Raw genomic sequence first — 24,627 nt, 5'->3', positions numbered from 1 at the left:
AACCATGGACTTGATCTTCTGGCGCCATGCCGAAGCCGAGGACTGGACCGAGGGCTGCGACGACCTGCAGCGTTCCCTGACCGCGCGCGGCGAGAAGCAGGCCAAGCGCATGGCCAGCTGGCTCGACCGGCAGCTGCCCGACGGCACGCGCATCATCTGCAGCCCCGCGCGGCGCTGCGAGCAGACCGCGCTTGCGCTCGGCCGCAAGTACAAGCTGCGTGCTGAACTCGCCCCAGACACCACCGCCGAGGCCATGCTGGCTGCGGCCGGCTGGCCCAACGGCAAGTCGGTGGTGTTGATGGTCGGGCACCAGCCTTCGGTGGGGCAGGCGATTTCGCTGCTTCTTGGCCTGAAGCAGGACAGCTGCCCGGTGCGCAAGGGTTCGCTCTGGTGGATTCGCACGCGTGAACGCGATGGCGACGTGCAGACCGTCGTGGTGACGGTGCAGTCGCCCGAGCTCCTCTGAGCTGAAGGATCCAGGGGCTGAAAATTTGCCCGAATCTGTAAACTAATTGACGAATTCGGTGGGGCGCGGCAGTGCCATGTAGGCACAATGATTGCGTGAGATGCATTTAGACACAAATTGCATCTTTAACTTACATCCGCCCCCATGAAGACGCTTGTTTCGCTGCTGATCTCTGCAGCTCTGCTGGCCGGCTGCGCCACGAGCCCACCCGAACCCGCGCCGCAGGCTCGCCGCGATGCCACCCGCTCGATCACCAGGATCGAACTCGTCTACAACGAGCAGGACCAGCTGTCCGTGATGGATGGCGGTGGCTCGGCGATCGTGGGCTGGGCCGGGATCTTCGGGCCTGTCGGCACGCTGGTGGCCCTTGGCGTGGAGGTCGGCACCCGGGTGACGCTGGCCAGCCGCACCGAGCGGCGCAGCAAGGAGTTCACGGCCGCCGTGAAAAGCAGCGGGGCGATGCCGCTCAACAGGCAGTTCGCGGAGCAGCTGGCGGCGCGCCTGCGGTCCGGCGGCCGCGAAGTGAAGCTGACACCCGCCGCGCGCATGGACGGCGAGCTCGCCCAGATGAAGGCGCCCGGCTTCGAACCCACCCCGGGCTACAGCACCTTGCTCGTGCGGGTCACCACGACCTACGGGGCTCCCGACATGACGTCGAGCTTCAAGCCCTTCGTGGCGATCGAGCAGTCGCTGCAGGACGAACAGCAGGCCGTTCTTCACCAGACCACCCACACCTCCGACCTGGAGGAGCCGGCCTACCTGGCCTACGACGGCCTGCTGCAGGACACGGCCAGGGCGCAGGACGGCCTGCGGCAAGGCCTTGCCCGGATCGTCCAGCCTGCCTACGCCGGCATGTTCGGCGAAGACGCGCCGCCGCGCCTCGCCAGTTCGGACACCACCCGGACCGCCAGCCTCCTCGCCAAGTGAAGCGGCCCTGCTAGCCGCAGCCAGAGGCCGCGGGCAGGCGCTTTGTCATGGCCGCGCGCAGGGGTGGCGGGGCGCTTGTCTCCCGGCAAAAAGTGCGCACCGCTCATGTGCGCGGGCGGCGCGATTCCTACAGTGGTTCACATCGGCCAAACCACTGGGGAACACGCATGAAACTGCCCAACCCGCTGCCAAGAAGCTTCATGGACCTGCTGCGCCTGGACGCGGGCATGTCGTTGCAGAAGCTGACCTCCCTGATCGTCGCCACCGCCCTCCTGGCGGGGTGTGCGGCCGATGCGTCCAAACCCACGCTGCTGGCGCGCCAGGAAGCCACCCGGTCGGCCGCAAAGGTCGAACTCATCTACAACGAGGAAGACCAGCTGATCGTCACGGATGGCGGCGGCTCGGGGCTCACCGGATTTGCCGGGCTGCTCCTGGGGCCCATCGGCGCGCTGCTCGCCCTCAGCATCGACACCAACAGCCGGATGACCATGGCCGCCCGCACCGACCAGCGCAGCAAGGAGTTCACGGCGGCCGTCAGGAACAGCGGCGCGGCCATGACGCTCAACAGGCAGTTCGCGGAGCGCCTGGCGGCGCGCCTGCGCGAAAGCGGCCGCGAAGTGAAGCTGACGCCCTTCATGCGCGCCACCGGACCGGCCGGCGAGATGAAGGTGCCGGAGCTCCAGCCCACGCCCGGCTACAGCACCTTGATCCTGCGGATCACCACGGCGTACGGCGCGGCCGATGCAACCTCGAGCTTCAAGCCCTTCATTTCGGTGGAGCAGCTGCTCAGGGACGAGCGGCAGTCCGTCGTGCACCAGACGGCGCATACCGCCGACGTGACCGAGCCCACCTATTTCAGCTACGACGGCCTGCTCAAGGACACCGCGATGGCCCACGAGGGGCTGAAGCAGGGGCTGGACCGCATCGTGCAGCCCGCCTACGCCGGCATGTTCGGGGGCGACCAGCCGCGCGCGATTCCTGCGGAAGCCACCCGCACTGCCGGCCTCGACGCGAAGTAGTCCGAAATGAGGCGAAGTGGGCCGAAGTGAGGCGGCTCAGGCCCCGCTGAGCTCCACGCGCCAGCTGCTGGTCTTCTGCCAGGCCAGCACTTCCTCGCGCAGCAGGTGCGCGGACTGCGGATAGGCTTCGGCCCAGTCGGGCGCGCAGGCAATCGTGAAGGCCCTGGCGCCCAGCGCCGCAAGGTGCAGCGCCTGTGGATCGGGATCGCGGCGCGCATGGCACAGGATCACCGCCAGCCGCAGCGACAGCAGCTGCGTCACGAAGGTCTCGTCGTCGAGCGCGGCGTCGAGCTTGCGCAGCTTCCCGCGCTGGCCCAGCACCAGCTGGCCGAGCGCATGCAGTTCGTTGACGGCAAAGCCCGGGGCGTCGGTGTTGTCGAGGATGTAGGCGCCGTGCTTGTGATAGTCGCTGTGCGAGACCAGCGTGCCGATCTCGTGCAGCTGCGCGGCCCAGCCGAGCTTGCGCAGCGCCCGCCCGGCGCGGCTGCCGGGGCTGCCGCCGCGCGCTGCCGGGGTGAGCTGCACGAACAGGGCCGCCGCGGTGTCGCCCACCCGCCTGGCCTGCGCCGCATCGACCGCGAACCGGCTCGCCAGCCGCGCCACGGTGGCCGTGCGCATGTCGGCCACGCTCTCGTCGCGCTCCAGCAGTTCATAGAGCACGCCGTGGCGAAGCGCACCCTGGGCGACTCGCATCTCCTCGATGTCGAGCAGGTCGAACACCGCGCGCAGCACGCTCACGCCGCCGCCGATGACCGGCTTGCGGTCTTCGCGCATGCCGTCGATGCGCAGCTTGTCGGTGCTGCCGGCCTTCAGGAGGCGGTCGACCAGCCAGTCGAGGCCGTCGCGGGTGATGAGCCCTGGCTCGCCGCCCGCCGCGGCCAGCACGTCGCCCACGGCGCCGATGGTGCCGGAGGCGCCATAGGCCACGTCCCACTGGTCGCGGGTGTAGCTGGACAGCGCGTCGTCCAGCACCGCCTTGGCGGCCACCTCGGCGGCGCGGAATGCGCCCTGGGTGAAGAGGCCTTCCCCGAAGTGCTTCATCGACCAGGCGACGCTGCCCACGCGGTAGGACTCCATCAGCTCGGCGTCGAGCGCGCGGCCGATGATCATTTCGGTGGAGCGCCCGCCGATGTCCACCACCAGGCGGCGCTCGCGGTCGGAGGCGTCGGTGTGCGGCAGCATGTGCGCCACGCCCTGGTAGATCAGGCGGGCTTCCTCCCGGCCCGGGATCACGTCGATGCCGAAGCCCAGGATGGTGCGCGCGCGCAGCAGGAATTCCTCGCGGTTGCGTGCCTCGCGCAGTGTCTGGGTGGCGACGGCGCGCACCTGCGAGCGCTTGAAGCCGGCCAGCCGCTCGCCAAAACGGGCGAGCGCGTCCCAGCCCCGCTGCATGGCCTCGGCCGTGAGATTGCGGGCGCTGTCCAGGCCGTTGCCCTGGCGCACCGTTTCCTTCAGGTACTCGGTGCGGTGGATCTGGCCGTGGTCGACCTGTCCGATCTCGAGCCTGAAGCTGTTCGAGCCGAGATCGACGGCGGCGAGGCGGGTGCCGTTTTGCATGTAGTTGTCGTGGAAGAAGGCGGGTGGCTTCGATCGTAGCGCCGTGGCGGGCGCGCGGCCTTCCGGATCGCCGGTGGCGAGGCTCGCAAGGCTAGGCGCGGCGAATGACGGTTGTGTGACAGCGTCACACGAGCCGCAGGGGAAAGGGCGGCATTTTCCCTCGACAGCGGGGTGTCACACCGATGTCACACAAGCTTTCTAGAGTCCGTTCCAAGCCCGAAAGGGACTACTTCTTACTTCTAAAGGAAGCCTCCATGAAAACGACTTTCAAGTTTGCAGCCGCCGGCCTCGTGGCCGCGGTGTTTGCCCAAGTTCCTGCCTTTGCACAAGACGTGACCGGCGCCGGCGCCAGCTTCCCGGCACCGCTGTATGCCAAGTGGGCCTCCGATTTCAACAAGGCCACCGGCGTCAAGATCAACTACCAGTCGGTCGGCTCGGGTGCCGGCCTCAAGCAGATCGAAGCCAAGACGGTCGATTTCGGCGCGTCCGACGCGCCCCTGAAGGACGAAGAACTCCAGGCCAAGGGCCTGATGCAGTTCCCCACCGTCATCGGCGGCGTGATTCCCGTGGTGAACATCCCCGGCATCAAGCCCGGCGAGCTGAAGCTCAACGGCCAGGTGCTGGGCGACATCTACCTGGGCAAGATCACCAAGTGGAACGACCCCGCCATCAAGGCGCTGAACGGCTCGCTGGCCCTGCCTGACGCCGCCATTGCACCGGTTCGCCGCGCCGACGGCTCGGGCACCAGCTTCCTGTTCACCAACTACCTGAGCAAGGTCAACGCCGAGTGGAAGACCAAGGTCGGCGAAGGCACGGCCGTGAACTGGCCCACCGGCGCGGGCGGCAAGGGCAACGAAGGCGTCGCAGCCTTCGTGAACCGCCTGCCCAACTCGATCGGCTACGTCGAGTACGCCTACGTCAAGCAGAACAAGATGACCTACGCCCAGCTGCAGAACGCGGCCGGCAACTTCGTCTCGCCCGAGGACACGGCCTTCAAGGCCGCCGCCGCCGCCGCCGACTGGAACAAGAGCTTCTACCAGGTGCTGACCAACCAGGCCGACAAGGGCGCATGGCCCATCACCGGCGCGACCTTCATCCTGATGCACAAGGTGCAGGACAAGCCCGCCAATGCCACCACGGTGCTCAAGTTCTTCGACTGGGCCTACAAGGGCGGCGACAAGACGGCCGACGACCTCGACTACGTGCCGATGCCCGATGGCGTGAAGGCCACGATCGCCAAGGCATGGGGCGAAGTGAAGGACGCGTCGGGCAAGCCGGTCGCGTTCAAGTAAGCAACCCCATCAAGCCCAGGACGGCGCACCCATGAGCAGCACTTCGCTCGAGGATGCGCCGCTTTCGTCATTGCCGGAGCGACCCGTGTCATCCACCTATCCTGCCTCCGCATCCACGCTCGACCTCGCGGCCGAACGCGGCCGCGCCACCGCACCACCGCCCGCCAAGGCACCGCGTTCGGGCCCCATGGCCGACCGCCTGTTCGGCTGGGCCGCCAAGGGCGCCGCGCTGCTCACGCTCGCGATGCTGATCGGCATCCTGCTGTCGCTGATTGCCGGCGCATGGCCCGCCATCTCGAAGTACGGCCTCGGCTTTCTGACCAGCAGCGTCTGGGACCCGGTGCAGAACGAGTACGGCGGCCTGGTCATGATCTACGGCACGCTGGCCACCTCGGTCATCGCGCTGGTGATCGCGGTGCCGGTGAGCTTCGGCATTGCGCTGTTCCTGACCGAGCTCTCGCCCAGCTGGCTCAAGCGTCCGCTGGGCACGGCCATCGAACTGCTCGCCGCCGTGCCGTCGATCGTGTACGGCATGTGGGGCCTGCTGGTGTTCGGGCCGATCCTTTCCACCTGGGTGCAGCAGCCGCTGCAGAAGCTGCTTGCCGGCGTGCCGTACCTTGGCGCGCTGGTGTCCGGCCCGCCCGTGGGCATCGGCATTCTCTCGGCCGGCATCATCCTCGCGATCATGATCATTCCGTTCATCGCCTCGGTGATGCGCGACGTGTTCGAAGTGACGCCGCCGCTGCTCAAGGAGTCGGCCTACGGCCTGGGCTCCACGACCTGGGAAGTGGTGTCGAAGGTCGTGCTGCCCTACACCAAGGCCGGCGTGATCGGCGGCATCATGCTGGGCCTGGGCCGGGCGCTGGGCGAGACGATGGCGGTCACCTTCGTGATCGGCAACATGAACCAGCTCAACTCGCTTTCCGTGTTCGAGGCGGCCAACAGCATCACCTCGGCACTGGCCAACGAATTCGCCGAGGCCGGCGCGGGCCTGCACCAGGCCGCGCTGATGTACCTCGGCCTGGTGCTGTTCTTCATCACCTTCGTCGTGCTGACGCTGTCGAAGGTGCTGCTGGCCCAGATGAAGAAGAGCGAAGGGACCAAGGCATGAGCACCGCTCAAAACCTGCTGAATGCGAAGGCGCTCGCCGAAACGCGCCAGGCCAAGTTTGCCGCGCGCAACCGCGTCAACAAGATCGCGCTCACGCTGTCGCTCGCGGCGATGGTGTTCGGCGTGTTCTGGCTCGTCTGGATCCTGTGGGAAACGCTGCGCCTGGGCCTGGGCGGCCTGGCGCTCGCCACCTTCACCGAGATGACGCCGCCGCCGAACGAGGCGGGCGGCATCGCCAACGCGATCTTCGGCTCGTTCGTGATGGTGGCGCTGGCCACCTTCGTGGGCACGCCCATCGGCATCATGGCCGGCATCTACCTGGCGGAGTACAACCCCAAGGGCTGGCTGTCGTCGGTGACGCGCTTCGTCAACGACATCCTGCTGTCGGCGCCGTCGATCGTGATCGGCCTGTTCATCTATGCGGTGGTGGTGGCGTACTTCAAGACCTTCTCGGGCCTGGCGGGTGCGCTGTCGCTCGCGCTGATCGTGATCCCGGTGGTCATCCGCACCACCGAGAACATGCTGCAGCTGGTGCCGCCGGGGCTGCGCGAAGCGGCCTATGCGCTCGGCACGCCCAAGTGGAAGGTCATCCTGAGCATCACGCTGCGCGCGGCGCGCGCCGGCGTGGTCACGGGCGTGCTGCTGGCGGTGGCGCGCATCGCGGGCGAAACCGCGCCGCTGCTCTTCACCGCGCTCAACAACCAGTTCTGGACCGCCGACATCAGCCAGCCGATGGCCAGCCTGCCGGTGACGATCTTCAAGTTCGCGATGAGCCCGTACGAGAACTGGCAACAGCTGGCCTGGGCCGGCGTGTTCCTGATCACCGTGGCCGTGCTCGCCCTCAACATCCTGGCGCGGGTCCTCACGCGCAACAAACTCTGATTCAAGAAGAAGTAGCAACCATGCCAAACATCGCCGCACAACCGTCGCGCTCGAAGATCTCGGTCAAGGACCTGAACTTCTACTATGGCAAGTTCCATGCGCTCAAGGGCATCAACCTCGAGATCCCCGAAAACAAGGTGACGGCCTTCATCGGCCCGTCGGGCTGCGGCAAGTCGACGCTGCTGCGCACCTTCAACCGCATGTTCGAGCTCTACCCCGAGCAGCGCGCCGAGGGCACCATCGCGCTGGACGGCGAGAACCTGCTCACCTCCAAGCAGGACGTGGCGCTGATCCGCGCCAAGGTCGGCATGGTGTTCCAGAAGCCCACGCCGTTCCCGATGTCGATCTACGACAACATCGCCTTCGGCGTGAAGCTGTTCGAGAACCTGAGCGCGAGCGAAATGGACGACCGCGTGGAATGGGCGCTCAAGAAGGCCGCTCTCTGGACCGAAGTGCGCGACAAGCTGCAGCAAAGCGGCTCGGGCCTCTCGGGCGGCCAGCAGCAGCGCCTGTGCATTGCACGCGGCATTGCCATCAAGCCCGAGGTGCTGCTGCTCGACGAACCCTGCTCCGCGCTCGACCCGATCTCCACGGCAAAGATCGAAGAGTTGATCGCCGAGCTGAAAAACGAGTACACCGTGGTCATCGTGACGCACAACATGCAGCAGGCTGCACGCTGCAGCGACTACACCGCCTACATGTACCTGGGCGACCTGATCGAGTTCGGCGCGACGGAACAGATGTTCTTCAAGCCGCAGCGCAAGGAGACCGAGGACTACATTACCGGCCGTTTCGGCTGATGCCAAGGAGGCACACATGACTGAAAAACATCTCTCCAGCCAGTTCGACAGCGAACTCAACGGCGTCTCGTCGCGCGTGATGGAGCTCGGCGGCATGGTCGAGGCGCAGATCCACCAGGCGGTGTATGCGCTCTTGCAGTTCGACCCCGACGCTGCCGACCGCGTGATGGAAACCGAGACGCGCGTCAATGCGATGGAGATCGAGATCGACCGCGAGCTGTCGTCGATCATCGCGCGGCGCCAGCCGACGGCGCGCGACCTGCGCCTCTTGATCGCCATCTCCAAGACCACGGCCAACCTGGAGCGCGTGGGCGACGAGGCCAACAAGATCGCGCGCATGGTCAAGTCGATCATCGAGAGCGGCTCGGCCCGCGCGCTGCCCTCGAACGAGCTGCGCATCGCGGCCGACCTGGCCTCGGGCCTGCTGCGTACCGCGCTGGACGCGTTCGCTCGGCTGGACACGGCCGCGGCGCTGTCGATCCTGAAGGACGACGACCTGATCGACAAGGAGTTCGACGGCTTCGTGCGCAAGCTGGTCACCTACATGATGGAAGACCCGCGCACGATCTCGGCCAGCCTCGACCTGCTGTTCCTGGCCAAGGCCATCGAACGCATCGGCGACCACGCCAAGAACATCGCCGAGTTCATCATCTACATCGTCAAGGGCGCCGATGTGCGGCACACTTCGATGCAAGAGATCGAATCGGCGCTGCAGTAACAGAGCGAGCGCAAGTCTCCCAAAGAAAGCATGAAGAAACCCCGAGTCCTGATCGTCGAAGACGAGTCCTCGATCGCCGAGCTGATCGCCGTCAACCTGCGCCACAACGGCTTCGAGCCGATCTGGTCGGAAGACGGCGCGGCAGCGCAACGCGAGATCGACGCCTTCCTGCCGGACCTGATCCTGCTCGACTGGATGCTGCCCGGACAGAGCGGCCTGCAACTCGCGCGCCAGTGGCGCAAGGACCCGCGCACCAAGGCCATCCCGATCCTGATGCTCACCGCGCGCGGCGACGAGCCCGACAAGGTGGCCGGCCTCGATGCGGGCGCCGACGACTACATCACCAAGCCGTTCTCCACCCAGGAAATGCTCGCGCGCATCCGCGCCGTGCTGCGCCGCCGCGCGCCCGAGGTGGTGACCGAGCGCGTGGAGATCGGCGAGCTCGCGCTCGACACCGCCACGCACCGCGTCACCTGGCAGGGCAATGCGCTCAAGGTGGGGCCGACCGAGTTCAAGCTGCTGGCCTACCTGATGCAGCACGCCGAGCGCGTGCACAGCCGGGCGCAACTGCTCGACAAGGTCTGGGGCGACCACGTCTACATCGAGGAACGCACGGTCGACGTGCACGTCAAGCGCCTGCGCGAATCGCTGGGCGCCGCCTCGCCGATGGTCGAGACGGTGCGCGGCGCGGGTTACCGCCTGACGGCCCAAGTCACGGTTTGAGCCCCGCTGCTTTCACGGGCCGCGGGCGCGGATAATCGCCCGCCATGCCTTTCCGTATTGCTACTTTTCTAATAGCGTCCCTCGTAATGGGAGTGGGCGCTGCAGCCATTTTCGGCTGGAAGTTCGGATGGCTGGGCGCCTGGCTGGGCGCGGTGCTGTGGCTCGCGCTCGACGCCTGGCGGGCCGAGCGCCTGCTCAAGGTGCTTCGCAACAACGCGGCGGGCCTGCCGACGCGCGGCGCCGGCGTGTGGGGCGAGCTCGCGGAGCGCATCCGCAAGCTGCTGCGCGACCGCGAACAGCAGACCCGCCAGGCCGAAGACCGCCTGCAGGAATTCCTGGCCGCCATCCAGGCCTCTCCCAACGGCGTGATCCTGCTCGACGAGCAGGGCCGCATCGAGTGGTGCAACCAGACGGCAGCCGGCCAGTTCGGCATCGATGCCGAGCGGGATCTGCTGCAGCATCTTGCGAACCTGGTCCGCGACCCGGCCTTCGTGGCCTACCTGGCCTCGTGGAACTACAGCCGCGATGTGGTCATCGATGCCTCAGGCCCCGGGCAGGGGCACCAGCGCAGCCATCCGGTGCGCCTGTCGGTGCAGGTGCATCCCTATGCGGGCAACCGCCGCATGCTGCTGACGCGCGACATCACGGCGGTCGAGCAGGCCGAAGCCATGCGGCGCGACTTCGTCGCCAACGTGTCGCACGAGATCCGCACGCCGCTCACCGTGCTGGCGGGCTTTGTGGAAACGCTGCAGAACCTGCCGCTCGATGCGGACGAGCGCGCGCGCTACCTCTCGCTCATGAGCCAGCAGTCGCATCGCATGGAAACCCTGGTCAACGACCTGCTGACGCTGTCGCGGCTCGAGGGCAGTGCGGCGCCATCGGGCAACCAGTGGATCCGCATCCGTGCGCTGCTCGCCCAGTGCGAAGACGAGGGACGGGGGCTGTCGGGCCGGCTCGCGCCGCAGGGGCATCGCCTTTCCTTCGCGATCGAGGCCGAATCTGAAATCTCGGGCGCCCCGACAGAGCTGCAAAGCGCCATGTCGAACCTGCTGAGCAACGCCATCCGCTACACGCCCGGCGGCGGCGAGGTCGCGGTGAGCTGGCGGCTGCTGCCCGACGGGCGCGGCGAATACGCGGTGCGCGACACCGGCCCCGGCATTGCTGCCGAGCACATCCCGCGCCTGACCGAACGCTTCTACCGCATCGACCGCAGCCGCTCGCGCGAAACCGGTGGCACCGGCCTGGGCCTGGCCATCGTGAAGCACATCGCGCAGCGGCATGGCGCCGAACTGCGGATCCAGAGCACGGTGGGCAAGGGCTCGCGTTTCGCGCTGGTGTTCCCGGCAACCCGCGTGCGGGAAGCGCGGCTGCTAGCGAAGTGAGCGGCGCATCGTCCAGCGCAGCAGCGCTCCGAACAGCAAGGCCGTGAGCGCGAGCGCTCCGGCGCTCATGAGCCAGAACGCCAGCGGCGACTGCATGGCGGGCCAGGGCCCCAGCCCGCGGTAGGCCAGCAGGTAGCTGCCGCCCAGGCCCACTCCCCAGAGCAGCGTGCAATAGACCACCAGCGGCACCAGCGTGACGCGGTAGCTGCGCAGCACGAACACGCACAGCGTCTGCAGCGCATCGGCAAAGTGATAGGCCGCCACCACCAGCAGCAGCGCCGCGGCCACTGCGATGACGGCCGGATTGTCGGAATACACGTGGGCCAGCCTGAAGCGCAGCGCCACCATGGCGCCCGCGAAGAACAGCGCGCAAAGGGCAGTGAGCTCGAAGCCCAGGCGGCAGGCGCGGCGGGCCTTGGCGGCCTTTCCGGCGCCGAGCCAGAAGCTCACGCGCGCGCTGGTGGCAATGGCCAGCGAGAGCGGCACCATGTAGGCCACCGCCAGCAGGTTCGAGGCGATCTGGTGCGCGGCGGCGGCGGCGGTGCCCAGGCGCGCAATGAACAGCGCCATCAGGGTGAACGAGGTCACTTCCACCAGCACGGCCAGGCCGCCGGGAATGCCCAGGCTCGCGAACTGGCGGATCTGCCGCCAGTCGGGCGCTTCGATGCGTTCCCAGAGCCGGTAGTCGCGGTAGAAGGCGCTGCTGCGCAGCAGCCACACGGCGCAGGCCAGCATGGCCCAGTTCACGCACAGCGTGGCCCAGGCGCAGCCCACCAGGCCCATGGCCGGCAGGCCCGCGCCGCCGAAGGCGAACCAGATCGACAGCGGCAGCTTCACGCACAGCGAGCCCAGCTGGAGCCAGGTCACCACCTGCGGCTTGCCCAGGCTCTGGTTCAGGGTGCTGAACAGGCGGAACAGCAGGGCCGGCGGCAATGCGAAGGCGAGCACCCCCAGATAGGTTTCCACTTCGCCGCGCATCGCGGGCGGCACCTGGGTCCAGCGCAGCACCGCGCCCGGCAGCAGCAGCACGGCCATGCCGACGGCAATCGCGATGGCAGCCAGGTAGAGCGACTGCCGCACGGAGCGGCCGACTTCGCTTCTGCGGTCCGCGCCGTGCAGCTCCGCCCAGACCGGCAGCAGCGCCTGCAGCACGCCCATCAGCGAGACGAACACGCTGATGAAGACGGCCGCGCCCACCGACAGCGCGGCCAGCGCGTTCTCGGAATAGCGGCCGGCCACGATGGTGTCGGTCACGCCGAACGCCATCACGGCCAGCTGGCCCACCAGCACCGTGCCGGCGTGCCGCGCAATCAGGCCTCGTTCGCCGCTCACTTGCTAGGGCGCAATCTTCTGGTAGAGCAGCAGGTCGTCGCTCGCGCTACTGGGCCGCCGCAGCGTGCCGCTGAAACGCCAGTGCTCCAGGCGGATGATGGTGTGCAGCCGCTCGATGGTTTCGGGGCTGACCAGCAGCCAGGGGCAATCGGTGCCGAGCAGCAGCGGCTGCAGGTTGAACTGGCCGTGATGCCGCAGCGCCGCAATGTGCGCGCGGCTCAGCGCAAGCTCGGCGATGCAGCTCGGCTGCCCGACCCGCTCGGCCACCGCCCGCACCTGAGGCGCGTAGCTGCGCGCGTAGTCGATCGGAGGCAGCCACAGCGTCATCAGCAGCATCCAGCACAGAGCGGTGCCGCCGGCCGGCAGCACCAGCGTTTTCCAGAGCGCCGCGCGGTGGCGCCCGGTGCGCCAGCGCACCACCCAGCACCAGGTGATGGTGGCGGCCAGCGCCAGCGCGAATGCGGTGGGCGAGAACCCTGGCACGAACCCGGGCACCAGCCGTGCCACGCTGGCGGCCGGCTTGGTCGGCACGCCGGTCTGCATCGCGATCCAGTAGATCCATCCGAGCACGGCCAGTCCGCTGAAGAACAGCACGTTGAACCAGTCGATCAGCGCCGCCGCGCTGCGCCGGAAGGTCGGCAGGGCAAAGGCGGCCAGCGTCGCGAGTGCGGGCAGCGCCAGCAGCAGCGAGCGGTCGGAATAGTCGGTGGTCCAGGTCGCGGCCAGCGGCACCAGCGCAAACCAGAACGGCAGCGCCACATGGCGCGCGGTGAGCTGGCGGCGCCAGCGCCACAGCGTCCAGATCGCGAGCGGCCAGACCGGCCAGGTGAACCACACCAGCAGCTTGGCCTGGCTGCGCACGTCGCCCAGCACCGAGGTGCTGCTCGGATGATGGCCCGGCAGCTGGATCTTCCATTGCAGCAGGCCCAGCCCGAGCGCCAATGCCGCGGCCACCAGCGCCACCGCGCTCATCGTGGCGAGCGCACCGCGGGTGTAGCCGGGGCTTTCGTCGGAATCGGCGCTGGCGGTGCGCCGCTCGTAGGCGATGAATAGCGCGCTGCCCACCGCCAGCGCGAGGCCGACCGTGGGACCGCCGCTCAGGGTCATGCCGATGGTGCCGACCAGCAGTGCGATGACCGGTCCGGTGCGCCGGTAGGGCAGTGCCGCCACGCCATAGAACAGATGCGACGCGAAATACAGCTGTGCCAGCGCCGGCGTGGTTTCATGGCCCAGCTGGGCGAGGCCCAGGCAGGCGATCAGCGCCAGCAGGCCGCCGTCGGCAATGGCGCGGGCGTAGTCGGTGGGCCGCGCCTCGCCGCCGAAGGCGAACGCCACCGGCTGGGCCCGCGAGGTGCGCGCGAGGTAGTAGACCGCGTACCAGGTGGCGGTGAAGGTGCCCCAGAGCAGCAGCGCAAAGACGATGCGCACCGCCAGGTCGGGGTTCACCCAGGAGGGCGCGATCTTGATGGCCCAGGCGCCGATCCAGTAGGGAAGCAGCGCCGGCGTTTCAGGGCGCAGGCCCAGCAGCAGGGGATCGAACCAGCGGGAGATGCCTTCGGTGTTGCGCGCCAGTTCGGCCATGTAGCCGAAGGAGGTGATGTCGGCGCTTTTCCAGGGGCCGCGCCCCACCAGGCCCGGCAGCAGGTAGGCGGCGCACAGCAGCAGCAGTGCCAGGCGCGGCAGCCGGCGCACGGCGCTCTGGGCAACGATCGCGGGAGTGGGCTGATTCACAGGGTGGGAATGAACGTCGGTCTTGGGAAAGAAAAAAAGGGCAGCGCGGTAAACCGGGCTGCCCTCGATGCGAAAGCGCGTGCTTTACTTGGAAGCAGCGCCGGTGGTCTTGCCGAAGCGGTTGCGGAACTTCTCGACGCGACCGCCCATGTTGTCGACCGACTTTTGCGTGCCCGTGTAGAACGGATGCGATTCGCTCGTGGTGTCGAGCTTGAACAGCGGCAGCTCGCGGCCGTCGTCGGTTTTGCCCATTTCCTTGGTGTTCGCGCACGAACGGGTCACGAACTTGAAGCCGTTCGACATGTCGACGAACAGGATTTCGCGGTAGTTCGGGTGGATGCCTTCTTTTGCCATGGTCTTTCCTTTGGGGTCGATGCGAGAGCCACAAGCGTGCCCAAGAGGGGCAAGCCGTTCCCAGGAGGGAATTCGCAGGGCAAGACGCCCGGCTGCACTTTTCGCGGAGCCGGCGATTATCGCATACTGTCCTGATTTGAGCGAAGGACGGCCCTCCAGATGACCTCCAGAACCCTGCGCGCCGGCCTCGTCGGCTATGGCTTTGCCGGCCAGACCTTCCATGCGCCGGTGCTTTCGGCCGTGCCCGGGCTCGAACTGGCGGCCGTGGCAAGCTCCCGCCCGCACAAGGTCCACGCCGACTGGCCTGGCGTGGCCGTGGTGCCCGATGCGGCCGCGCTCGTGGGCCGGCCGGACATCGACTTGGTGGTGGTGGCCACCCCCAACGCCCAGCACCATCCCGTGGCCAAGGCGGCCCTGGAGGCCGGCAAGCATGTGGTGGTGGACAAGCCGTTCACGCTCGACGTGGCCGAAGCCAGGGAGCTCGAATTGTTGGCTCGGCGCAACAATCGTGTGCTGGCGGTCTATCAGAACCGGCGTTTCGACGCCGACTACCTCACGCTCAAGGACCTGCTGGCGAGCGGAGAACTCGGCCGGCTGGTGTACCTGGAATCGCATTTCGACCGCTTTCGCCCCGAGGTGCGCGACCGCTGGCGCGAGCAGAAAGTGCCGGGCGCGGGCCTTTGGGTCGACCTGGGCGCTCATCTGGTCGACCAGGCGGTCCAGCTGTTCGGAAGGCCCGACACGCTGCAGCTCGACACCGCGGCCTTGCGCGACGGCGCGCAGGTCGAGGACTATTTCCACGCCGTGCTGCGCTACGAAAGCGGCCCGCATGCACCGCTGCGCGTGGTGCTGCACGCCACCACGCTCGCGGCCCATGCCGCGCCGCGCTACATCGTCCATGGCACGCGCGGCAGCTACATCAAGCACGGCGTCGATCCGCAGGAAGACGCGCTGCGCGCCGGCCAGCGGCCGCCGATGGCGGGGTGGGGCGCCGATCCGCAGGACGGCGAACTCGTGGTGCCCGCCAGCGACGGCGGCGAGCCGCAGCGCCGGGTCTGGCCCACGCGGGCCGGCAACTACCTCGACTACTACGCCGCGGTGCGCGACGCGATCCTGGGCAACGGCCCGAACCCGGTGCCGCCCGAGCAGGCTGTCGCGCTGATGGAACTGCTCGACATCGGCCAGCAGAGCGCGGCCGAGGGCCGGGCGATCCGCATCATCGACCGCCCATGAAAAAAGCGCGTTGACCCGAGGGCCAACGCGCTTTTGCGGCGAGCGTGGTGCTCAGCCTCCGCGACGCATCATGTCGAAGAATTCGACATTCGTTTTCGTCGCCTTCATGTTCTTGAGCATGAGCTCCATCGACTCGATCTCGTCCATGTTGTACATGAGCTGGCGCAGGATGCGGGTCTTCTGCAGGATCTCGGGCGCCAGCAGCAGCTCTTCGCGGCGCGTGCCGCTGCGGTTGAGCTGGATCGACGGGAACACGCGCTTTTCGTACAGGCGGCGGTCCAGGTGGATTTCGGAGTTGCCGGTGCCCTTGAACTCTTCGAAGATCACTTCGTCCATGCGGCTGCCGGTGTCGATCAGCGCGGTGCCGATGATGGTCAGCGAGCCGCCTTCCTCGACGTTGCGCGCGGCGCCCAGGAAGCGCTTGGGGCGCTGTAGCGCGTTGGAGTCGACGCCGCCGGTCAGCACCTTGCCCGACGAGGGCACGACATTGTTGTAGGCGCGCGCGAGGCGGGTGATCGAGTCGAGCAGGATCACCACGTCCTTCTTGAGCTCGACCAGGCGCTTGGCGCGCTCGATCACCATTTCGGCCACGTGCACGTGGCGCGCAGCGGGCTCGTCGAAGGTCGAGGCAATGACCTCGCCCTTCACGGTGCGCTGCATTTCGGTCACTTCTTCGGGCCGCTCGTCCACCAGCAGCACCATCATGTGCACTTCGGGGTAGTTGGCGCTGATCGCGTGGGCGATGTGCTGCATCATCACCGTCTTGCCGCTCTTGGGCGGCGCCACCAGCAGGGCGCGCTGGCCCTTGCCGATGGGGGCGATGATGTCGATGATCCGGCCCGTGATGTTCTCGTCGCTCTTGATGCCGTCGCGCTCCAGCTTCATCTGCTCCTTGGGGAACAGCGGCGTCAGGTTCTCGAACATCACCTTGTGCTTGTTCTGCTCGGGCGGACCGTCGTTGACCTTGTCGAGCTTGGTCAGCGCGAAGTAGCGCTCGCCGTCCTTGGGCGTGCGCACTTCGCCTTCGATCATGTCGCCGGTGTGCAGGTTGAAGCGGCGCACCTGGCTCGGCGAGATGTAGATGTCGTCGGTGCTGGCCGTGAAGCTGGTGTCGGGGCTGCGCAGGAAGCCGAAGCCGTCGGGCAGGATTTCGAGCACGCCGTCGGCAAAGACCTGTTCGCCGGCCTTGGCGCGCTTCTTGATGATCGCGAACATCAGCTCCTGCTTGCGCATGCGGCCGACGTTTTCGATCTCAAGCGCTTCAGCCTGCTTGAGGACTTCAGACACGTGGAGTGCCTTGAGTTCGTTTAAGTGCATGGAATGACCCCTTGCGGGGCAATCGATCGGAAAAACGGGGGGAGGTTTGATGTGAGGCGAGAGCTGCCTCACAAACCGGGGAACTCGAACCGGTTACCTCGAAGGGGCCGGTGATCTGTGGGAGATTATGACAGCAAAAAACCGTCCGGCCAACGCATTGCGCGCTGGCCGGGTGAAATGCCTCAGGCGAGCTGCTGGTCGATGAAGGCCGTGAGCTGCGCCTTGCTCATGGCGCCGACCTTGGTGGCGGCCAGCTGGCCGTCCTTGAACAGCATGAGCGTGGGGATGCCGCGGATGCCGAACTTGGCCGGGATGTCGCGGTTCTCGTCGACGTTGAGCTTGGCGATCTGCAGCTTGCCTTCGTAGGCGGTCGACACTTCGTCCAGGATGGGTGCGATCATCTTGCAGGGGCCGCACCATTCGGCCCAGTAGTCGACCAGCACGGGCTGGCTGGACTTGAGCACGTCGGCTTCGAAGGAAGAATCGGAGATGTGTTTGATCAGGTCGCTGGCCATGTGATGTGTCCTTGTGCGCGGAGAGTTTCGGTGCAGCTAAAGTGCTGGTCATTGTGACAGAAACCAAGGGGTGGGGTGCCATGCGGGAACGCTATGGCGCCGATAGCAAAAGCCCTTTGCGCGTTGCGCCTCCACGCCCTCCAACCCCTCGATAGAACATGAACGAAGGCCACCCCGTCCAGGCCCTGTGGTGCGACCCCGCCGAGGGCGTCGTCGCGCGCATTGCCGGCGCCGTTGCGCAGCACGGGCTGCATGCGGCGCGCACCGTGGTGCTGGTGCCGTACGCGCAACTGATGGGTGTGGCCCACGGCATGTGGTCGCGCTGCGGCAGCCCCGGCTTCGCGCCGCGCTTCGAGACCACGCGCAACTGGGCACGCAGCGCAGGGGGCTTCCTGCCCACGGGCTACGACATCGCCTTCGACATGGCGCGCGACCTGGTCACGGCCCAAGCGCTGCTGTCGCAGGCCGGCTTTGCCGCCGAACGCTTCGCGCTGGCCGGGCGCGTGGTCGAGCTGGCCTACCAGCTGGCGCCCCTGGCGGCCGCCGCGCTGCCCGAGGTACGCGGCGGCGAATGGGCGCAGCGCGCGGCCCAGGTGGCCGATGCGGGCAGCGAGTCGGAATGGTTCCGCATTGAAAGCGCGCTGATCCGCGTCGCGGTGGCCTGGGCCGCCAACTCGGGCTATGCCACCGATGTGCTGCTGCGCGACACGGTGCGTGCGCAGGTCGATGCGCTGATCGTGCTCGAAGGCTTCCAGGCCGATCCGCTCACGCAGACGCTCTGCAGCCTGTGGGGCGACCGCGCCATCCATCTCTCGCTGGTGCCCGTGAGCCCTGCGGCCATCACGGCGGCCGCGCATGTCGCCGCCGACCCTGAAGACGAGGCGGAACTGGCCGCCGCCTGCGTGCTGCGGCACCTGGCCGAGGGCCGCGCGCCGGTGGCACTGATCGCGACCGACCGGGCGCTCACGCGGCGCATCGGCGCGCAGTTGCAGGCGCAGGGTGTCACGGCGCACGACGAAACCGGCTGGAAGCTTTCCACCACGCGCGCCGCCGCCACCGTGATGAGCGCGCTGCGCGCCTGCGCGCACGACGCCGGCAGCGACCAGGTGCTCGAATGGCTCAAGAGCGGCGCCGACGGCGATGCGCTCGCCACCCAGGCCCTCGAAGCCCGGCTGCGGCGCGAAGGCGTGCGCGAGTGGTCCGCCTGGTGCGGCCAGGCCGCGCGCAGCGAGAAGCCGCAGGACATCGCGCTGCTGCCTTTCACCGAAGCCGTCGAAGGCCGCCGCATGGCCATGGCCCGCTCGCGGCCCCTGGCCGACTGGCTGCGCGCGCTGCGCGAACTGCTCGAGGCCGGGGAGCAATGGGAGCCGCTCGCAGCCGACATGGCCGGCGCCAAGGTGATCGGCGCCTTGTGGCTCGATGCCGATGCCCACGGCGACGACGACGAATTTCCCGGCGGACGCCACACGCTGGCCGAGTTCACGGCCTGGGTGCGCGACGTGCTGGAGGACGCCAGCTTCGTGCCGCCCGCCGGCAACGAGGCGCCGCAGGTGGTGGTGCTGCCGCTGCACCAGTTGCTGGGCCGCGCGTTCGGCGCCGTGGTCATTCCCGGCTGTGACGACCGGCGCCTGCCCGCATCGCCCGAGCCGCCCGGCAACTGGAGTGCCGCGCAGCGCGCCGAACTGGGCCTGCCCGCGCGCGAAACGCTCGAGGCCGCGCAACGCTCGGCCTGGGCCGCGGCCTTGTGCAACCCGCGCTGCGAAGTGCTGTGGCGCCAGTCGGATGCGAGCGGCGAGCCGGTGCGTCCGAGCCCGCTGGTGCAGGCGCTGCAACTCGACCACGCCTTGCAGATGGCGGCGGACCCGCGCACGCCGCGCGAGGTGGCGCTGCAGCCGACCGCCTACCCGACGCCGTCCGGGGCGCTGCTGCCACTGCGCAACATCTCGACCAGCGTCTATGAAGACCTGCGCCGTTGCCCCTACCGCTTCTTCGCGCTGCGGCAGCTGGGCCTGCGAAGTGCCGACGAGCTCGATGCCGAAGTCGACAAGCGCGACTTCGGCAACTGGCTGCATGCCGTGCTGGGCCATTTCCACGAGGCGCTGAAGGAGAAGCCGACCAGCGATGCCGCCGAGCGTGTGGCGTACATCAGTGCAGCGGCCGAGCGCGCCACACGCGAGTTCGGACTGTCCGATGCCGAGTTCCTGCCCTTCGCCGCGGCATGGCCGGCGGTGCGCGACGGCTATCTTCAATGGCTTGCCGGACACGAGGCGAGCGGCGCCGTGTTCGCCGAATCCGAGCCCTGGATGGAACAGCCGCTGGGCAGCCTGCAGCTGGTCGGCCGGCTGGACCGCATCGACCGCATGCCGGACGGCCAGGCCTTCGTGATCGACTACAAGACCGAATCGGCCGCTGTCACCAAGGAGCGCGTGAAGGACCCGACCGAGGACACGCAGCTCGCCTTCTATGCCGCGCTGGTGGCCGACGACACGCTGCGCGCGGCCTACGTCAACGTCGGCGAGAAGTCGTCCGGCACGCAGACCGTCGAGCAGCCCGTGGTGGTGGAGGCGCGCGATGCGCTGGTGGCCGGCATCCTCGACGACTTCACCCGCATCGCCGAGGGCGCGGCGCTGCCGCCGCTGGGGGAGGGCGCCGTCTGCGACTACTGCGCGGCGCGCGGCCTTTGCCGCAAGGATTTCTGGGAGATCGAACAGGCCCCGCTTTCGTCTTTGGCCGAGGGAGGGCCCGCGAAATGAACGGCGCCGCCTACGAACACAACGGCCGGCACGTCACGCGCGAGGCCTTCTATACCGTCGCCTGCGATCCGCGGCGCTCGGTGGCCGTCGAAGCCTGCGCCGGCGCGGGCAAGACCTGGATGCTGGTGTCGCGCATCCTGCGCGCGCTGCTCGAGGAAGGCGAATCCGCCTGCGAGCCGCACGAGATCCTGGCCATCACTTTCACCAAGAAGGCCGCCGGCGAGATGCGCGAGCGGCTCGACCAATGGCTCGAGCAGTTCGCCGAACGCAGCCCCGAGGAGCTGGTGCGCGAGCTCGTGATCCGCGGCGTCGGGCCCGATGCCGCGCTGGCCGCCGTGCCGCGTCTGCAAGGCCTCTACAGGCGCCTGCTCGAAGGCGGCCGGCCGGTGCAGTTCCGCACCTTCCACGCCTGGTTCGCGGGCCTGCTGCGCAATGCGCCGCTGGCGGTGCTGCGCGAACTCGGCCTGCCCGCGAACTACGAACTGCTCGAGGACGATGCCGAGGCGCGCTCGCGGACCTGGCGCCCCTTCTTCGAAGCGGTGACGGCCGACAAGGAAGCGCTGGCCGACTACTACGCCGTCGTCGCCACCTACGGCCGGTCGCAGACCGCCAAGGCCCTGGGCGAAGCGCTCACGCGCCGGGTCGAGTTCTCGCTGTCCGATCCGGCGTCGGCGGTGCAGCATTTCAGCGCCATGCATCCGTCGCTCGAAGGCCTGGACGAACCGACCGAGGCACTGCGCGGCGAGCAGGCCCGGCGCCGCTGGCTCGACCGCGCCGCCGCGCTCGGCCGCGAAGCCAACAAGACGCCGCAGAAAGCGGCCGATGCGGTCATCGACGTGTTCGGCACCGGCGAGCCGCCGCAGGAGTCGCTCGCGTCCGCGCTGGCGCACCTGCGCAAGAACTTCTTCGTCGCGACCGAAGACCGGCTCAACAAGAACCTGCAGAAATATCCCGCCGCGCAAGAGGCCGAGGCCGAGCTGCAGACGCTCTGCGCCGCGCAGGCCCAGCACGCGGCCTGGCTCTACCAGCAGCGCATGACGCGACTCACGCGCCTTCTGATCGCAGCCTTCGCCGAGGTCAAGCGCGCCCATGGCTGGGTCGACATGAACGACGTCGAACAGGCCGCACAACTGCTGCTGGGCCAGTCGGCGCTGTCGGGCTGGGTGCAGGAGCGGCTCGATGCGCGCATCGCGCACCTGCTGATCGATGAGTTCCAGGACACCAATCCGCTGCAGTGGCAGGCGCTCTACGGTTGGCTCAGTGCCTACACCGGCGCGGGCGGCAAAGCGCCGCGCGTCTTCATCGTGGGCGACCCGAAGCAGAGCATCTACCGCTTCCGCCGCGCCGAGCCACAGGTGTTCATCGCCGCGAAGAAATTCGTGCGCGAAGGGCTGGGCGGCGAGCTGCTCAATTGCGACCACACCCACCGCAACGCGCGTGCGGTGGTCGGCCTCGTCAACCAGGCGATGCTGGCCGCGCAGGACGCCGGCGAGTTCGACGGCTACCGCGCGCACACCACCGAACGCAACGACCAGGGCGAGCTGCTCAAGCTCCCGCCCATCGATCGCGGCGCCCTCGATACCACCGCCGAGGCCGCGCCCGCGGACGACGGCATGCTGCACTGGCGCGACAGCCTCGTCACGCCGCGGGTGCTGCCCGAAGAGCAGCTGCTGCAAAAGGAATGCGAACAGGCCGCGCGCTGGGTCGCGCAGCGTATTGCCGATGGCACGCCGCCGCGCCAGATCATGGTGCTGGCGCGCCGCCGCAACCGGCTGTCCGCCATGCAGGACGCGCTGCGCCAGCGCCACATTCCCGTGCAGCAGCCCGAGAAGAACGAATTGCACGATGCCCCCGAAGTGCAGGACGTGGTGGCGCTGATCGATGCGCTGGTGTCGCCCGCGCACGACCTCTCGCTGGCGCGCGCGCTCAAGTCGCCGCTCTTCGGCATTGGCGACGATGCGCTGGTGCAACTGGCGCTGCGCCAGCGCGAGCACCCGTCGTCGAGCTGGTTCGCGCTGGTCCAGAAAGGCGAGGGCCTGCCGGCGGAACTGGCCGCGGCCGGCGCCAGGCTCAAGCAGTGGCAGCGCTGGCTCGCCGCACTGCCGCCGCACGACGCGCTCAGCGCGATCTTTCACGATGGCGATGTGCTGGCCAGGTTCGGCGCCGCCATGCCTTCGGCCATGCGCCAGAGCGCGCTGGCCAATCTGCGCGGGCTGCTGGCGGCCTCGCTCGAGATCGAGGGCGCGCGCTTTGCCACGCCCTATGCGCTGGTGCGCGCGCTGCGCGCCGGCGGCGTCAGGGCGCCATCCGTCGCCGTGCCCGATGCAGTGCAACTGCTCACCGTGCACGGCGCCAAGGGCCTGGAGGCCGACACCGTGCTCATGCTCGATTGCGACGCGCCGCCGCCGCGCGCCCAGACCATGGGCGTGCTGGTCGAATGGAAAGGCAGCGACAGCGCGCCCACGCGCTTCGTGTTCCTGGCGAGCGAAAAGACGCCGCCGGGCTGCGCGGCCACGCTGCTCGAGGAAGAGCAGCGCGCGCGCCATCGCGAGGAGCTCAACGGCCTCTACGTCGCAACCACGCGGGCACGCGAGCGCCTCGTGCTGTCGTCGGTGCAGCCGGCCCGGGCCAACGAGGGCAGCTGGTGGTCGCGGCTCGAATCGATGTGCGAACCCGTCGAAGCCGATGAGCCGCTGCTCGCGTTGCCGGTGGAGACCGGGGGCGGCAGTTTCTCGATGAAGAAGATGCCCGTGCTCGCGCCTGCGGCCAAGGAATCACCGGCCACCAGGAAAGCCGCAAGCGCTACCGTCGATGCGCGGGCTGCCGCCTTCGGCCAGGCGATGCACCGGCTGCTCGAATGGGCGCTGCCGGGCGAGGCGCTGCCGCCCGCGCATGTGCGCGCCGCGGCCCGTGAATTCATGCTCGACGCGCAGCAGGCGCGCGGCGCCGCGGTGCTGGCCGAGCGCATCCGCGCGGGCGCCGGCGCCTGGGCGTGGGATGAGCGCATGATCGACTGGCACGGCAACGAAGTGACGCTGGTCCACGAAGGCGAGACGCTGCGCATCGACCGGCTGGTGCGCGAGCGCGCCAGCGGTGCCTGGTGGATCCTCGACTACAAATCCGCTGCGCGCCCCGAACGGGACGCGGAATTGATCGCACAGATGCAGCGCTATCGCGCGGCCGTGCAACATGCCTATCCCGGTGCCTTGGTGCGCGCCGCGTTCCTGACCGGGCAGGGCGAACTGGTAACTCTCGAATGACTCTTTCCCAAACCGTCGCCGTGATCGGCGGCGGACCGGCCGGCCTGATGGCGGCCGAAGTCCTGAGCGCGTCCGGCGTGCAGGTGCACGTCTACGACGCCATGCCCTCGGTGGGCCGCAAGTTCCTGCTGGCTGGCCGCGGCGGGCTGAACCTCACGCACTCGGAGCCCTTCGATGTGTTCATGAGCCGCTTCGGCGAGCGCCGTGCGCAGCTCGAACCGATGCTCGCCCGCTTCGGTCCGCAGCAGGTGCGCGAATGGGCGGCCGGCCTCGGCATCGAGACCTTCGTCGGCACCTCGGGCCGCGTGTTTCCGACCGACATGAAGGCCGCGCCGCTGCTGCGCGCCTGGCTGCACCGGCTGCGCGCGGCGGGCGTGCAGTTCCACATGCGCCACCGCTGGCTCGGCGATGCATCGCTGGCCGCCGCCTCGCTGCGCTTTGCCACTCCGACGGGCGAGGCCCTCGTGAAGGCCGATGCGGTGGTGCTCGCGCTCGGTGGTGCGAGCTGGGCGCGGCTGGGTTCCGATGGCGCATGGGCGCCGTGGCTGCAGGCGCGCGGTATCGATGTCGCGCCGCTGCTGCCTGCCAACTGCGGCTTCGACGGGGCAGGATGGAGCGAGCATTTCGCGAGCCGTTTCGCGGGCCAGCCCTTCAAGTCGGTCGCGATTTCGTTCACCGACAGCCAGGGCCGCCGCTTCGCGCGCAAGGGCGAATTCGTTGCCACCGCCACCGGCATCGAAGGCAGCCTGATCTATGCGGCTTCGGCCCTGCTGCGCGACGAGATCGCCGCGCACGGCAGTGCCACGCTGCTGCTCGACCTGCTGCCCGACCGCAGCGCCGAGCAGGTGCTGGCGGCCGTGAAGCATCCGCGCGGCGCCCGCTCGCTCAGCAGCCACCTGAAGAGCCGGCTCGGACTGGAAGGCATCAAGGCCGGCGTGCTGCACGAGGCGCTGGGCCGCGAAGCGATGCAAGACCCGGCGCAGCTGGCGGCAACGATCAAGGCCCTGCCGCTGCGGCTGGTCGCAACCCGGCCCATCGACGAAGCCATCAGCACCGCAGGCGGCGTGCGCTTCGAGGCGCTCGACGAAGTGCTCATGGCCAGCGCGGTGCCGGGCGTGTTCGTGGCGGGGGAAATGCTCGACTGGGAGGCACCGACCGGCGGCTACCTGCTGACGGCGTCGATGGCCAGCGGGGCGGCCGCGGCGCGGGGCGCGATCAAGCAGCTGGGCCTTTGAAGGTATAACTGAATACTTTTG

Annotated in this window: 20 protein-coding genes; 14 read left to right on the top strand and 6 right to left on the bottom strand. The window is 68.5% G+C overall.

Translation table 11 applies throughout. The annotated features are described in order from the left end of the window. Positions 1-4 precede the first annotated feature (4 nt). From AC1DSC_RS06075 to AC1DSC_RS06065, 3 genes are all read left to right on the top strand, one after another. Positions 5-466, top strand: coding sequence for a SixA phosphatase family protein (locus AC1DSC_RS06075; protein WP_018906136.1), 462 nt, complete (start codon positions 5-7; stop codon positions 464-466). A 144-nt stretch (positions 467-610) separates the two neighbouring features. Beyond that, positions 611-1,393, top strand: coding sequence for a hypothetical protein (locus AC1DSC_RS06070; RefSeq protein ID WP_018906135.1), 783 nt, complete (start codon positions 611-613; stop codon positions 1,391-1,393). Positions 1,394-1,560: 167 nt separating this feature from the next. Continuing rightward, positions 1,561-2,412 (top strand): hypothetical protein, encoded by an 852-nt coding sequence (locus AC1DSC_RS06065; RefSeq protein WP_012747420.1) that lies wholly within the window; start codon positions 1,561-1,563, stop codon positions 2,410-2,412. Positions 2,413-2,448: 36 nt separating this feature from the next. Here the strand turns inward: AC1DSC_RS06065 and AC1DSC_RS06060 are convergent, their stop codons facing one another. Beyond that, positions 2,449-3,969, bottom strand: a complete 1,521-nt coding sequence (locus AC1DSC_RS06060) for a Ppx/GppA phosphatase family protein (protein ID WP_018906134.1) — start codon at positions 3,967-3,969, stop codon at positions 2,449-2,451. A gap of 254 nt (positions 3,970-4,223) precedes the next feature. Here AC1DSC_RS06060 and pstS point away from each other — a divergent pair, with 254 nt between their 5' ends. From pstS to phoR, 7 genes are read left to right on the top strand one after another with little or no spacing between them, the layout of a single operon-like run. Beyond that, positions 4,224-5,261, top strand: a complete 1,038-nt coding sequence (pstS, locus tag AC1DSC_RS06055) for a phosphate ABC transporter substrate-binding protein PstS (protein ID WP_012747422.1) — start codon at positions 4,224-4,226, stop codon at positions 5,259-5,261. 31 nt (positions 5,262-5,292) lie between these two features. Further along, positions 5,293-6,372: a phosphate ABC transporter permease subunit PstC gene (gene pstC, locus AC1DSC_RS06050; RefSeq protein ID WP_012747423.1), complete on the top strand. Its 1,080-nt coding sequence runs from the start codon at positions 5,293-5,295 to the stop codon at positions 6,370-6,372. Beyond that, complete coding sequence (gene pstA, locus AC1DSC_RS06045; protein ID WP_018906133.1) at positions 6,369-7,253, top strand: phosphate ABC transporter permease PstA; 885 nt, start codon at positions 6,369-6,371, stop codon at positions 7,251-7,253. Before pstC ends, pstA begins: the two co-directional genes overlap by 4 nt. A 20-nt stretch (positions 7,254-7,273) precedes the next feature. Next, positions 7,274-8,053, top strand: coding sequence for a phosphate ABC transporter ATP-binding protein PstB (gene pstB / locus AC1DSC_RS06040; protein WP_012747425.1), 780 nt, complete (start codon positions 7,274-7,276; stop codon positions 8,051-8,053). A 16-nt stretch (positions 8,054-8,069) separates the two neighbouring features. Then, positions 8,070-8,771, top strand: coding sequence for a phosphate signaling complex protein PhoU (phoU, locus tag AC1DSC_RS06035; RefSeq protein ID WP_012747426.1), 702 nt, complete (start codon positions 8,070-8,072; stop codon positions 8,769-8,771). 30 nt (positions 8,772-8,801) lie between these two features. Next, on the top strand, positions 8,802-9,494 hold the full coding sequence (gene phoB, locus AC1DSC_RS06030) for a phosphate regulon transcriptional regulator PhoB (protein ID WP_012747427.1): 693 nt from the start codon (positions 8,802-8,804) through the stop codon (positions 9,492-9,494). Between the two features lie 44 nt (positions 9,495-9,538). Further along, entirely contained in the window at positions 9,539-10,876 is a 1,338-nt protein-coding gene (gene phoR, locus AC1DSC_RS06025) for a phosphate regulon sensor histidine kinase PhoR (RefSeq protein ID WP_080642539.1), read from the top strand. Here the strand turns inward: phoR and AC1DSC_RS06020 are convergent. The 3 genes from AC1DSC_RS06020 to AC1DSC_RS06010 form a co-directional block, all read right to left on the bottom strand. Further along, positions 10,865-12,208, bottom strand: a complete 1,344-nt coding sequence (locus tag AC1DSC_RS06020; protein WP_018906131.1) for an MATE family efflux transporter — start codon at positions 12,206-12,208, stop codon at positions 10,865-10,867. The two genes, phoR and AC1DSC_RS06020, sit on opposite strands and share 12 nt — an antisense overlap. 3 nt (positions 12,209-12,211) lie before the next feature. Beyond that, on the bottom strand, positions 12,212-13,939 hold the full coding sequence (locus tag AC1DSC_RS06015) for a membrane protein (RefSeq protein ID WP_018906130.1): 1,728 nt from the start codon (positions 13,937-13,939) through the stop codon (positions 12,212-12,214). Positions 13,940-14,023: 84 nt separating this feature from the next. Beyond that, positions 14,024-14,293 (bottom strand): type B 50S ribosomal protein L31, encoded by a 270-nt coding sequence (locus tag AC1DSC_RS06010; RefSeq protein ID WP_007836661.1) that lies wholly within the window; start codon positions 14,291-14,293, stop codon positions 14,024-14,026. 159 nt (positions 14,294-14,452) lie between these two features. On the opposite strand from AC1DSC_RS06010, the gene AC1DSC_RS06005 reads away from it, so the two are divergent. Further along, positions 14,453-15,526 (top strand): oxidoreductase, encoded by a 1,074-nt coding sequence (locus AC1DSC_RS06005; RefSeq protein ID WP_012747431.1) that lies wholly within the window; start codon positions 14,453-14,455, stop codon positions 15,524-15,526. Positions 15,527-15,577: 51 nt separating this feature from the next. On the opposite strand, the gene rho is transcribed toward AC1DSC_RS06005, so the two are convergent. Further along, positions 15,578-16,843: a transcription termination factor Rho gene (rho, locus tag AC1DSC_RS06000; protein ID WP_012747432.1), complete on the bottom strand. Its 1,266-nt coding sequence runs from the start codon at positions 16,841-16,843 to the stop codon at positions 15,578-15,580. A gap of 182 nt (positions 16,844-17,025) precedes the next feature. Beyond that, entirely contained in the window at positions 17,026-17,358 is a 333-nt protein-coding gene (trxA, locus tag AC1DSC_RS05995) for a thioredoxin TrxA (RefSeq protein WP_012747433.1), read from the bottom strand. A 158-nt stretch (positions 17,359-17,516) separates the two neighbouring features. On the opposite strand from trxA, the gene AC1DSC_RS05990 reads away from it, so the two are divergent. From AC1DSC_RS05990 to AC1DSC_RS05980, 3 genes are read left to right on the top strand one after another with little or no spacing between them, the layout of a single operon-like run. Continuing rightward, complete coding sequence (locus tag AC1DSC_RS05990) at positions 17,517-20,111, top strand: PD-(D/E)XK nuclease family protein (protein WP_018906129.1); 2,595 nt, start codon at positions 17,517-17,519, stop codon at positions 20,109-20,111. After that, a complete protein-coding gene (locus AC1DSC_RS05985; protein WP_018906128.1) occupies positions 20,108-23,371 on the top strand; it encodes a UvrD-helicase domain-containing protein in 3,264 nt (1,087 codons plus the stop codon). Before AC1DSC_RS05990 ends, AC1DSC_RS05985 begins: the two co-directional genes overlap by 4 nt. Beyond that, the gene (locus AC1DSC_RS05980) at positions 23,368-24,606 is read left to right on the top strand and encodes a TIGR03862 family flavoprotein (protein WP_018906127.1); all 1,239 of its coding nucleotides are present in this window, start codon (positions 23,368-23,370) and stop codon (positions 24,604-24,606) included. Before AC1DSC_RS05985 ends, AC1DSC_RS05980 begins: the two co-directional genes overlap by 4 nt. Positions 24,607-24,627: the final 21 nt, after the last annotated feature.

This window comes from Variovorax sp. 01N425, from assembly GCF_056399465.1.
The sequence above is the reverse complement of the archived record's forward strand: the minus strand, read 5'-3'. Positions and strand labels throughout refer to the sequence as shown.

Coding starts and splice junctions, on each gene's coding strand:
- phoR (WP_080642539.1), top strand. CDS start 9,539: ATGCCTTTCCGTATTGCTACTTTTCTAATAGCGTCCCTCGTAATGGGA.
- AC1DSC_RS06065 (WP_012747420.1), top strand. CDS start 1,561: ATGAAACTGCCCAACCCGCTGCCAAGAAGCTTCATGGACCTGCTGCGC.
- trxA (WP_012747433.1), bottom strand. CDS start 17,358: ATGGCCAGCGACCTGATCAAACACATCTCCGATTCTTCCTTCGAAGCC.
- pstS (WP_012747422.1), top strand. CDS start 4,224: ATGAAAACGACTTTCAAGTTTGCAGCCGCCGGCCTCGTGGCCGCGGTG.
- AC1DSC_RS06060 (WP_018906134.1), bottom strand. CDS start 3,969: ATGCAAAACGGCACCCGCCTCGCCGCCGTCGATCTCGGCTCGAACAGC.
- pstC (WP_012747423.1), top strand. CDS start 5,293: ATGAGCAGCACTTCGCTCGAGGATGCGCCGCTTTCGTCATTGCCGGAG.
- AC1DSC_RS06070 (WP_018906135.1), top strand. CDS start 611: ATGAAGACGCTTGTTTCGCTGCTGATCTCTGCAGCTCTGCTGGCCGGC.
- pstA (WP_018906133.1), top strand. CDS start 6,369: ATGAGCACCGCTCAAAACCTGCTGAATGCGAAGGCGCTCGCCGAAACG.
- AC1DSC_RS06005 (WP_012747431.1), top strand. CDS start 14,453: ATGACCTCCAGAACCCTGCGCGCCGGCCTCGTCGGCTATGGCTTTGCC.
- pstB (WP_012747425.1), top strand. CDS start 7,274: ATGCCAAACATCGCCGCACAACCGTCGCGCTCGAAGATCTCGGTCAAG.
- AC1DSC_RS05985 (WP_018906128.1), top strand. CDS start 20,108: ATGAACGGCGCCGCCTACGAACACAACGGCCGGCACGTCACGCGCGAG.
- AC1DSC_RS05980 (WP_018906127.1), top strand. CDS start 23,368: ATGACTCTTTCCCAAACCGTCGCCGTGATCGGCGGCGGACCGGCCGGC.
- AC1DSC_RS06075 (WP_018906136.1), top strand. CDS start 5: ATGGACTTGATCTTCTGGCGCCATGCCGAAGCCGAGGACTGGACCGAG.
- AC1DSC_RS05990 (WP_018906129.1), top strand. CDS start 17,517: ATGAACGAAGGCCACCCCGTCCAGGCCCTGTGGTGCGACCCCGCCGAG.
- phoU (WP_012747426.1), top strand. CDS start 8,070: ATGACTGAAAAACATCTCTCCAGCCAGTTCGACAGCGAACTCAACGGC.
- AC1DSC_RS06010 (WP_007836661.1), bottom strand. CDS start 14,293: ATGGCAAAAGAAGGCATCCACCCGAACTACCGCGAAATCCTGTTCGTC.
- phoB (WP_012747427.1), top strand. CDS start 8,802: ATGAAGAAACCCCGAGTCCTGATCGTCGAAGACGAGTCCTCGATCGCC.
- rho (WP_012747432.1), bottom strand. CDS start 16,843: ATGCACTTAAACGAACTCAAGGCACTCCACGTGTCTGAAGTCCTCAAG.